We start from the raw sequence: 9,715 nt of genomic DNA, 5'->3' as shown, positions 1-9,715 counted from the left end.
CGCCCACATGTTCGAAAAGCGTGATCATTGATGAGTTCTTCCAGTCGGTGCGGCATCGCAGTGCTTTTGCGCATAGGACCGCAATTGTCGTGCCAACTGGGAAAATCGTTTCGGAACAACGTGATCGCTCTGGCAGCGTTGTGTCAGATGTCCGACATCGTCGAGAATCCGACAACGAGTGCTCCTCCTAATCACCGGATCAACCTCCGGCGCCAGTCGGTGACACCGCATTCCTCTGTCTTTCCAGGAGACGGCGTGGACATCAATGCCGTTCCTCACCGAACCCGCCTCCTAGCCCTTCGCCCATACGTCACGGCCGCCCCCCGGTTTGGCTTCAACCTGAAGGATTACGGCGTCCTCTTCGCAGAGAAGATCGGGTTGTTCGTGGCGCGCGCAGCGGAGCCCAAGGAGCTTTTCTGGGTTGCGGATACTGGCATGTCGATATTACGACCGTGTGTCCTTCGACAAGCTTGGTGGCTTCTTCAACCAGAATCTCGCCGCGGAGATCGAATCGTTATCTGCGCCGCAAAGTGCGGCCGGTGAGCGGCGTGGCCCTGCGTTCCAGTTGGCCACGGTCCTCGCTGGGACGAGCAAGTAAATGGCTTGCGCAGCAACGGTGCGATCACACCTGGAGCACGGCGTCATCAGGAAAGCGCCATCCTTGTGCGCCCACGACACCCTGGTCGCCATCGGCCGCATCGCGGGGGGGCACTGTGGGCGATAACCATTCATTGATCTGGGCGATTGAGGGTTCTGCCGGGGCGCTATTGCTGCTCGGTAGGGCTGCGGGCTGGCGAGTCTACCAAGGCGAGCAACGACAGGCGAGACGGCAGACATTACGTGACGGAACTTGATATTGCAGTGCAGCAAGCGTAGAGCACCGCGCGCTTATCGGAGTGTCGTCCATGGCCCTTACCAATGCTGGTAACGAGGCAGAACCTGTCGAACAATCGAGCCATTCTGAGGTCGAGCAGCACAGCACCAAGGCGCTGATGTTGGGCGCACTAGGTGTCGTTTATGGCGATATAGGCACCAGCCCGATCTATGCATTTCGCGAGGCGTTGCATGCATCAGCGGGTGGCAACGTCGCCAGCCGTGGCGACATCCTCGGCGTACTCTCGCTGATCATCTGGTCCCTGACGATCACCGTGACGATCAAATACATCATGTTCGTGCTCCGCGCCGACAATCGAGGCGAGGGCGGAGTGCTGTCGCTTATGGCGCTGGCGCGCAACAGTTTCCCGACCTGCTCTGCGGTGATCCTCGGCATCGGCATCGGCATCGGCATCGTCGGCGCGGCGCTTTTTTTTGGCGACGCCGTCATTACGCCGGCAATCTCGGTACTGTCGGCGGTCGAAGGTATGAATGTCGTCACGCCGACGTTCCAGCCCTATGTGGTGCCGCTGACACTGGCCATCCTGGCGATCGTGTTTGCGGTACAGCGGTTTGGCACCGGCGGCGTAGGATTGGTGTTCGGACCCGTTACCGCGCTGTGGTTCCTGGCCATCGGCCTTTCCGGGCTCAACCACATCATGGACGACCCGGAAATCCTGCTGGCAATCAGCCCGCATTACATCGTGTCGTTCCTGGTCAACTCGCCTGACGTCGCCTTCGTTACGGTTGGTGCAGTCTTCCTCGCCGTCACCGGAGCCGAGGCGCTCTACGCCGACCTCGGCCATTTCGGCCGCAAGCCGATCGTGCTCGCCTGGCTGGCGATCGTGTTCCCTTGTCTGTTGCTCAATTATGTCGGGCAAGGCGCCTTCGTGCTGGCAAATGGCGGCGTTGTCGGTCATCCGTTCTTCGAGATGAACCAGGGCTGGACGCTTATTCCGATGGTCGTGCTTGCCACGGCGGCGACCGTGATCGCCTGCCAGGCGGTGATCTCCGGCGCCTTTTCGCTGACCAGGCAAGCGGTACAGCTCAACATGCTGCCGCGTTTCGTCATCCAGCACACGTCGGAAAAACAGTCGGGCCAGATCTATCTGCCGCGCATCAACCTGATGCTGGCGCTGGTGGTGATGCTGCTGGTGGTCGGCTTCGGCGAATCCAGCCGGCTGGCCTCGGCCTACGGTATTTCGGTGACCGGCAATATGCTGGTGACGAACATACTGCTTTTTGTTGTGATGACGCGCATCTGGAAATGGCCGCTCGGCGTCGCGATAGCCTTAATGGCGGTGTTCGTCTTCATCGATACCGGCTTCTTTGCAGCTAACATCGTCAAGGTATTCGAAGGCGGCTGGGCCTCGCTTGCCATTGCCGCAGTGATCGTGATGACCATGTGGACTTGGATAAGAGGCAGCAGGTATCTATTTGACAAGACGCGCAGGAACCAGATTCCGCTCGATTTCCTTGCGGGCAATCTGTTGAAGAAGAAACCGCAGCTGGTGTCCGGTACGGCCGTGTTCCTGACCAGCGATCCCGCCAGTGCGCCGACCGCGTTGATGCACAGCCTGAAGCACTACAAGGCGCTGCACGAACAGAACGTCATCCTCTCTGTGGTGACGGCGCAGCAGCCCGTGGTGCCCGACAGCGAGCGGATCAAGATGGAAACGATCAATGAGCTGTTCATGCGGGTGACACTGACCTTCGGCTACATGGAACAGCCTAACATCCCGCGTGCGCTGGCGATCTGCCGCAAGCAGGGTTGGAAGTTCGACATCATGACGACGTCCTTCTTCCTGTCGCGTCGCTCGCTCAAGGCGTCACCCAACTCCGGCATGCCGGTGTGGCAGGACAAGCTGTTCATCGGCTTGGCGCGCACGGCCGCCGACGCGACGGAGTATTTCCAGATCCCGACCGGACGTGTGGTCGAGATCGGAACGCAAGTGGCCGTTTAGGTATGCCCGGTTAAGCAGAATCAATTGGCATTTCGCGAGCCGGTGAATGCCTGACCGGGCGGAGGCCACGATGCTTGCGCCAAACTGGGGTCCGGTTCCAGGCCTGAAGCTTCCGGCCCCGAAAGCCGTCCTTTACGCCTGCGATCATTTCCGTTCCGCATTGTCTTGCCGACCCACCAGTCGAGATGCGCTGAAACGACCTCGCCGGGCAGCAACTTATCATTTGAACCTAATCGATGTGCCGCAAGTCCGACCTTCATTCTTCAGTTCACAGGCTAGCGTTGCCAAAATCGGCGTGCCGCCTAACCGGCGCCGCACCGTGACCTGTCAGGATGCTATGCAGGCGCGAGGCAGAAGCTGGCTCGAGGCCGCCGGCCTGGTGCTGGTCCGGCAGCGGCCGGGCTCGGCCAAAGGCTTCATGTTCCTCTGGAGGATGAGACGGGTGCGGCAAACGTCGTCGTCTGGGTCAAGATCTCTCGAGAAATTCCGGCGCGTGCTTCTTGCTTCGGCCATGCTCGGCGTCCGCGGACGCATCCGACGGAAGAGGAGGTGGTGCACCTCGTCGCCCACGAGCTGACCGATCTGTCGGCCGGGCTGGCCAGCGTGGGAAACCGCAAGACGCCGTTTCCGTTGCCGCACGGCCGAGGGACGAGGCTCATCACGGCGGATCGGGCATCGATCCGCGCGGCATGCCGAAGGGGCGCGACATCGTCGATGCAGTATGACCATATCGACCCTATCAAGTTCAAGACGCGTAACTTCCGGTAGCGCTTCCGGAGGCCACTTCAGCAGCATGTTGTGCACACTTTTGTCGGACCCTGTTAACTGCCGATTGGCAGCAGGTCACCCCGTGCCGGATCCCAAATGTCGTCGCTCTCAAGCGCAACGACTGCCCGCACCCTTTTTAAGTCAGCGAGCACCTCCACCGCCGGACGCCGCCCCGTTTCCTGAGCCGCGGCGTAACGGGTGTATTTGTGACTGTCCGGCTCAAACCACTTCAACGATTCCAAAGTAGCCATGGCATCGCCCTTGCGGCTGCGCGTGATGCGAATGATCGTGATCCCATCCTAAGCGCTCGCGTCGAATGGAGACACGCTGCCAACGCTTCATCTGCTCTACCCCATCTTTGTTCCAAGGCGGTCGGATCATCTCAATGAGCCCTGCCTCGGGGTGGCCAAAGCATGCATATTTATCGTTCGGCCCCGCATCGAATTATCATCTGCGATGTGGGACTCGATCTTGGGTTGGCGACGGCTTCGCTCCGGGAGTAGACGTCGGACCACTGATAAGTGCCGGACCTTCTCCACAATTTCTCGGCGGACTCATCGTGAACGCTCGATTGGACGTAAATGCGGTTCGCGGAAACGCAGGTCTGGCCGGCATTGCGGAACTTCGCCTGGACCGCACCGTCAACAGCACCGTCAATGTCGGCATCATCGAAGATGATGAAAGGTGCATTGCCGCCGGTTTCAAGGCTGACCTTCTTGATCTGGTCAGAGCACTGACGCATCAGCAGCCGTCCGACCTCGTTCGAACCGGTAAAGCTGATCTTTGGAATTGGTGCAGAGTTCACGGCCCACGCGATCACCTTCGGACGCATAGATCAGGTTGACCACGCCATCGGGAAAGCCGGCCTGATGGCGAGAGCAAACATTGCACCTAGCCACGCCACGATAAGATCGAGCGCGGCTTCGTTGCGTGCGGGTCTGTGGTCAGTGGAGGGCGGAGGAAAAGCGCTCGGCGTGCTCGCCCTCGCGATACCACTGGTTCGCGCCGGCAAGCGCCAGTTTCTGAGGCAAATCGCCGAACAGCTGGTAGAGCCTTACTCTCAGGGCTTGGCATCTATGTCGCCTACGACCGCCACATGCAGCCCGTCGCGTGCGAAAGCGGCTTTGTGGAAGGCGCTTAGATCGGAGGGCGTTACGCTAGTCAGCCTCCCTTGGGCGGTCTCGAATACGGATGCGTGCGTAGATTCCGCGCCGCCAGGCCAGCTCGGCGATCGCATGAGGTTCGCGCTCATTGGCAATGATTTCGGAGAGAAGCTGGGCGCGTATGCGGTCGAAAAGTGCTGGTGTAGCCGGATGCGGGTCCCGCCGCCGAGAATGTCGGCCAGCAGTCGAGCGCCGCGGCCCCGCACCAGGGACCGCCCATGAATGACTCATGCGAGGCGTCTCAAGGCTGTCCGCGATCCAGCGCCAGATCTCCGCCTCGCCCGAGACGCGCAGAGCTGGCCGGTTGTGCAGGAGCCGTCGGCAATATCCGCCTTCCTCGTTCGGATGGGTAACGCTTGCGATACGGAGTCTTGACTTTGGCAGTCGCTCTGTGACATTACCTATATAAAGTTCGAAAGAAGGCGATATGGATCATGCATAGGTCACAGAGACCCGAATGAAGGCAACGTATAAACGCACCTATTCGCGCTACGCGATGGAAGCGCTTGGCCTTTTCGGTAAGACCATCCGGCTTGGCCGGATGCAGCACCGGTTAACCGCACAGGAGTTAGCCGAGAGAATCGGTGTTTCACGCAGCACCCTGCAGCGCATCGAGAAGGGCGATCCCAAAGTCGAAATCGGACTGATGTTCGAAGCTGCTGCCATTGTCGGTGTGAAGCTGTTCGATGCCGACGGCAATGGCATCACAGCCCTCACAGGCCGCATGGACGATCGCATCGCGCTGCTGCCGAAGCACGTCTACAAGGCCGGCAAGCAGATCGTCGATGAGTTCTAAGGTCCCCAAGTACGACGAAGCCTATGTCTGGGTCTGGCTGCCGGGCGAGACCGCGCCGGTTGTCGCCGGGCGGCTATATGCCCATGACGGACTCGTCAGCTTCAACTATGGCAGGAGCTTTCGTGAACTGGGAAGCGCGATCCCGCTTTATCTCCCGGAACTGCCCCTGAAGGCAGGCGAATTGCCTTTGCTTCCTGGCCTAACCATGCCGGGATGCATCCGCGATGCTGCCCCTGATGCCTGGGGACGACGGGTTATCCTAAACCGCAAATTCGGTGTGAAGGGCGATGAAATCGCGCGGCTCGATATTTCAGAACTGACGTTCTTGCTGGAATCAGGCTCGGACCGCATCGGCGCGCTCGATTTTCAGTTTTCGCCAATGCATTACGAGCCGCGCGCACTGGCCAATGCCACTCTCGAAGAGCTTGTCCAATCGGCGGAGCGGGTAGAGAAAGGTATTCCGCTCACCCCCGAATTAGATCAGGCGCTGCATCACGGCAGCTCGATCGGCGGCGCAAGGCCAAAGGCGCTGATCGAGGGTGACGCCGTCAAGCATGTCGCGAAATTTTCCTCGTCTGCCGACCTTTACAGCGTCGTCAAAGGAGAATTCATAGCCATGCGGCTTGCCGCCTTGTGCGGCATCAGAGCGGCATCCGTCTCGCTCGTTCGCGCCGCAGGCAACGACGTGTTGCTCGTCGAGCGATTCGACCGGATCAAGGTCACGGGCGGCTGGCAACGCAAATCCATGGTCTCAGCGCTGACGATGCTCGCGCTCGATGAGATGATGGCGCGTTACGCCAGCTACCAGGATTTGGCGGAGATCATTCGCCACCGATTCACCGCGCCGTCGGAAACTCTGCGCGAGTTGTTCAGCCGCATTGTCTTCAACATACTTTGCGGCAACACCGACGATCATGCCCGCAACCATGCGGCATTCTGGGACGGCGCTAAGCTCACCCTCACGCCTGCGTACGATATTTGTCCGCAGGCCCGCAGTGGCCAGGAGGCCAGCCAGGCCATGCTCATCAGCGGCAATAACCGCATGAGCCGGATAGCGTCCTGCCTTGAAGCGGCGCATCACTTCCTGCTCAGCGCGCCGGAAGCTCTTGCGATTGTTGAAGGCCAGCTCCGATGCATTGCGGAGAATTGGCCGCGTGTCAGCGAGGAAGCTACGCTATCCGGCACAGATCGCAATCTGTTCTGGGGCCGACAGTTCCTCAATCCCTACGCTTTTACGGCGCTGGAAGGAAGCGCCGACGTTCTCCGCGCTCTGGCTGACGAACTACGCAACAGTGTTCACGCCTGATCCGGCGCTGGATTTCGGACAAGCTCGGCAAGCGCAAGACGCCCACAATATCGACAACCCTTGCCGTGCCAGGACGAAGATTGAACAAACGGCTCTTCAACAGTGACAACGTGCACTGCGGAGAGATGTGGAGCTGACACCGCAAAAGCCCAAGACGCGCGACTTCCCGCGATACAACTCCACATAACTGAGCGTCTACAAGCGGTGCAGCCAGCCAAACATCCAGCCATCAAAGCGATGATCGTCTGATCTTTTGCCGATGACATCACGTCGGGGAAGCCTTGTTCGAGCGCTTGCCGCTTCATATCGATACCGGCCTGGGCGTAGCGCATCGTTAGTTCAGCCCGAGTGGCCTGGCCATCGACTGATGGTGGCGATGTCAACACCCGCCTTGACGAGGTGGATGGCCGTCGTGTCCCGCAAAGGGCGATGATGGATGCTTTTTTCCGCCATGGTGGTTCCTTCGCCCGCAGCCATGTGTGCGCAGCAAGTATGGAACACCGAACCGGGTGAGCAGTGTGGGGCGGTCGTTGCTTTGCTCGGCGGGACAGGGCGATACCAGACGAAGGTCACAATCGAAGATTCAGGATCCCTGAACTCGTGCATCCGTATTGAACATCAGCGAAAACAGAGCGTAATCCCGCTGTCCAGAAGGCGTGCGGCGGACGATACGCGCCAGGACGCTCTTGATTTCCGGGCTCATCGAGATATTCGACAGGTGCCACCCACGCGCCCTCTTGAAGGGAAGTGTCACCACCAGTTGCAGCGTATCCTAATATTCGGGGTGCTCCGAAATCAGGAACCGCGCAAAGGCATGCATCGCCGCCAGCCTTGCATTGCGGGTCGCAACTGCCACGCTCGACCTCAAGTGATGTGAGAAAGCTGCCCATCCTGTCGGTATTGATGTCGGAGACCGCTTCTTCTTTCAAGAATATCTTCCCGCTCTCCCGCGGCATGAGCCCGTGGCATGCTTCGGCCCAATGCTGTGGATTGATGTTTCTTCATGCCACAACCTCGCTGACGAGACCGCCGAAAGCCCCTTCAAAGCGGTCGGTGGCGATCTCTCGCAGCTTTGGAAGGTAGTGCATTGATTTTTCGTGGAATGGGGACCCTGTTTAAAGGGTGATTTTCGTCCAAACGGGACCCCTTAACGATGGGGTCATCAAGATGCCTCCGGCTTGATCGGAGGCATTTGTGTTTTGGATGTTGGTTTTAGAGACGATTGCAAAGATACGTCGGCTGTCGCTGGTCCAGGGGAAGTCGATCAAAGCGATCTGCCGTGAGCTGAAGATCTCGCGCAAGGTGGTGCGCAAGGTCCTGCGTTCTGAGGAGACGCAGTTCCGCTACGAGCGCAAGCACCAGCCCTATCCCCGCATGGGAGCTCGGCGTGAGACGCGGGACCGGCTGCTGTCGGCGAATGCGGCCAAGCCGCAGCGGGAGCGGCTGCCGGTCGCTTCGACGGCTTCCATTGCATTCCCCCGTCGGTGTCGAAGACCTGCACGGTGCGCTTCGACAACAACAAATACTCGGTGCTGTCGAGTGCCGTCGGTCGGCCCATCGAGATCCATGCTTATGTCGATCGGATCGCATCCGCCAGAGGATGGCGTGGTCGTGGGAGAACACGTTCGCTCCTTTGGCCGCAACGAGGTCGCCTACGATCCCTGGCACACGGCGCGCGCCGTTCCTTGGCTGGGTCGTGCGGTCGGCAATGGAGAAGGTGCGGCGCAGCTCAAGGCGGTTGATGACGTCGACCGGCAGATGGTGTTGATCCTCACCTGGGTGCTGACCGACGGATTGAGCGCGGTCGAGGCCGCCTGTCAGGAAGCCATCGAGCACGGTGCATCGTCGGCGCCGGTGATCCTCAACATCCTGGCCCGCAGCCGCGATCCGGCGCCGGGCACGATCCTTTCCATTCCCCAAGCGCTGAAGCTAGCTCACGAGCGGTCGCCGACTGCACCCGCTATGACAGTCTCAGGAGGACAAACAGCCATGGAACGCACCGAGGTACTGGAACTGATGGGAGCGCTGAAGCTCTACGGAATGCGCAGAGCCTATGACGAGATCATGGGCGCGTCGCCATCAAGCGACGGCACGAGCCGCCCAGGATTGTCGGTGATCTCTTGCAGGCCGAGATATCGGAGAAGCAGGCCCGCTCCATCAAATACCAGTTCGCTGTCGCCAAGTTGCCGCTGGCCAAGGACATCGACGACTTCGACTTCGCCGACACGCCGGTCACCCCCTGATGCGCGATCTCGCCCGGCCGCGCCTTCGTCGCCGATCAGCGCAACATCGTCCTGGTCGGCCGCCTTCACGGGTCACCCAACTCGCGCGGAAGGTCGACCGCATTGCGACGGGCGCGTGTCGACTTCCCAACAATGTCAGACAGGAGACGCAACGCTATCGGAGCGATCGCATTGCCCGAAACGATTTTCCCAGTTGGCACGACAATTGCGGTCCTATGCGCAAAAGCAAACTAGACCTGAGAGCCGCACCGCATGAATGTAGCCTCCCAATATCTGCCGCTTGTGGCGCATCACGAAGCCGGGCACGCGGTGGCCGCCATCGTTTTGCACCGTCAGACGTTCGACGACGACCGTGAACTCCCTGCTTTCTCAAGTGTTAGTATTTACCCCGACGTCGGTGACGGAGAGTGCGGTGGTGTTGTCGAAGGCGCGGGTTTTTATTCAGCGCAAGGATTCACCTCGAAGCGAAAGCCGATTTTCGAGGACGATATGGATCGATGTTTGGAACGCGATGATGCGATCCGGGAGATAGTTGCGTGTCTGGCAGGTCCTTTTGCAGAATCCGCATTCGAAGGCTATCTGGACCCGCGCGATATGGCGAT

The 9,715-nt window shown here is 59.7% G+C and carries 5 protein-coding genes and 4 pseudogenes; 7 read left to right on the top strand and 2 right to left on the bottom strand.

The annotated features are described in order from the left end of the window. The first annotated feature begins 905 nt into the window (after positions 1-905). Positions 906-2,837 (top strand): potassium transporter Kup, encoded by a 1,932-nt coding sequence (locus P9272_RS35245; protein ID WP_063169287.1) that lies wholly within the window; start codon positions 906-908, stop codon positions 2,835-2,837. A gap of 307 nt (positions 2,838-3,144) precedes the next feature. Continuing rightward, positions 3,145-3,605 (top strand): annotated as a pseudogene (locus P9272_RS35240) (OB-fold nucleic acid binding domain-containing protein); the annotation flags it as partial. 512 nt (positions 3,606-4,117) lie between these two features. Here the strand turns inward: P9272_RS35240 and P9272_RS35235 are convergent. Further along, a pseudogene (locus P9272_RS35235) lies at positions 4,118-4,614 on the bottom strand (aldehyde dehydrogenase family protein); the annotation flags it as partial. 611 nt (positions 4,615-5,225) lie between these two features. On the opposite strand from P9272_RS35235, the gene P9272_RS35230 reads away from it, so the two are divergent. Together P9272_RS35230 and P9272_RS35225 are read left to right on the top strand one after the other, a co-directional pair. Then, positions 5,226-5,564 (top strand): helix-turn-helix transcriptional regulator, encoded by a 339-nt coding sequence (locus P9272_RS35230; RefSeq protein WP_063169282.1) that lies wholly within the window; start codon positions 5,226-5,228, stop codon positions 5,562-5,564. Next, complete coding sequence (locus P9272_RS35225) at positions 5,554-6,870, top strand: HipA domain-containing protein (RefSeq protein WP_063169281.1); 1,317 nt, start codon at positions 5,554-5,556, stop codon at positions 6,868-6,870. The genes P9272_RS35230 and P9272_RS35225 overlap by 11 nt, the downstream gene beginning before the upstream one ends. Before the next feature lie 569 nt (positions 6,871-7,439). Here P9272_RS35225 and P9272_RS35220 read toward each other — a convergent pair. Next, a complete protein-coding gene (locus P9272_RS35220) occupies positions 7,440-7,799 on the bottom strand; it encodes a hypothetical protein (RefSeq protein ID WP_126066776.1) in 360 nt (119 codons plus the stop codon). 516 nt (positions 7,800-8,315) lie between these two features. Here P9272_RS35220 and P9272_RS35215 point away from each other — a divergent pair. The 3 genes and pseudogenes from P9272_RS35215 to P9272_RS35205 all read left to right on the top strand — a co-directional run. Next, positions 8,316-8,849 (top strand): annotated as a pseudogene (locus tag P9272_RS35215) (IS21 family transposase); the annotation flags it as partial. 10 nt (positions 8,850-8,859) lie between these two features. Next, positions 8,860-9,173: pseudogene (locus tag P9272_RS35210) on the top strand (ATP-binding protein); the annotation flags it as partial. Positions 9,174-9,365: 192 nt separating this feature from the next. Next, the coding region (locus P9272_RS35205; protein WP_140671265.1) for a hypothetical protein at positions 9,366-9,715 on the top strand (350 nt) is incomplete at its 3' end.

The sequence above is a fragment of the Mesorhizobium sp. WSM4976 genome, from assembly GCF_029625685.1.
In the GTDB taxonomy this organism is placed as follows: domain Bacteria; phylum Pseudomonadota; class Alphaproteobacteria; order Rhizobiales; family Rhizobiaceae; genus Mesorhizobium.
This window is presented reverse-complemented; position numbering and strand designations above follow the sequence as displayed.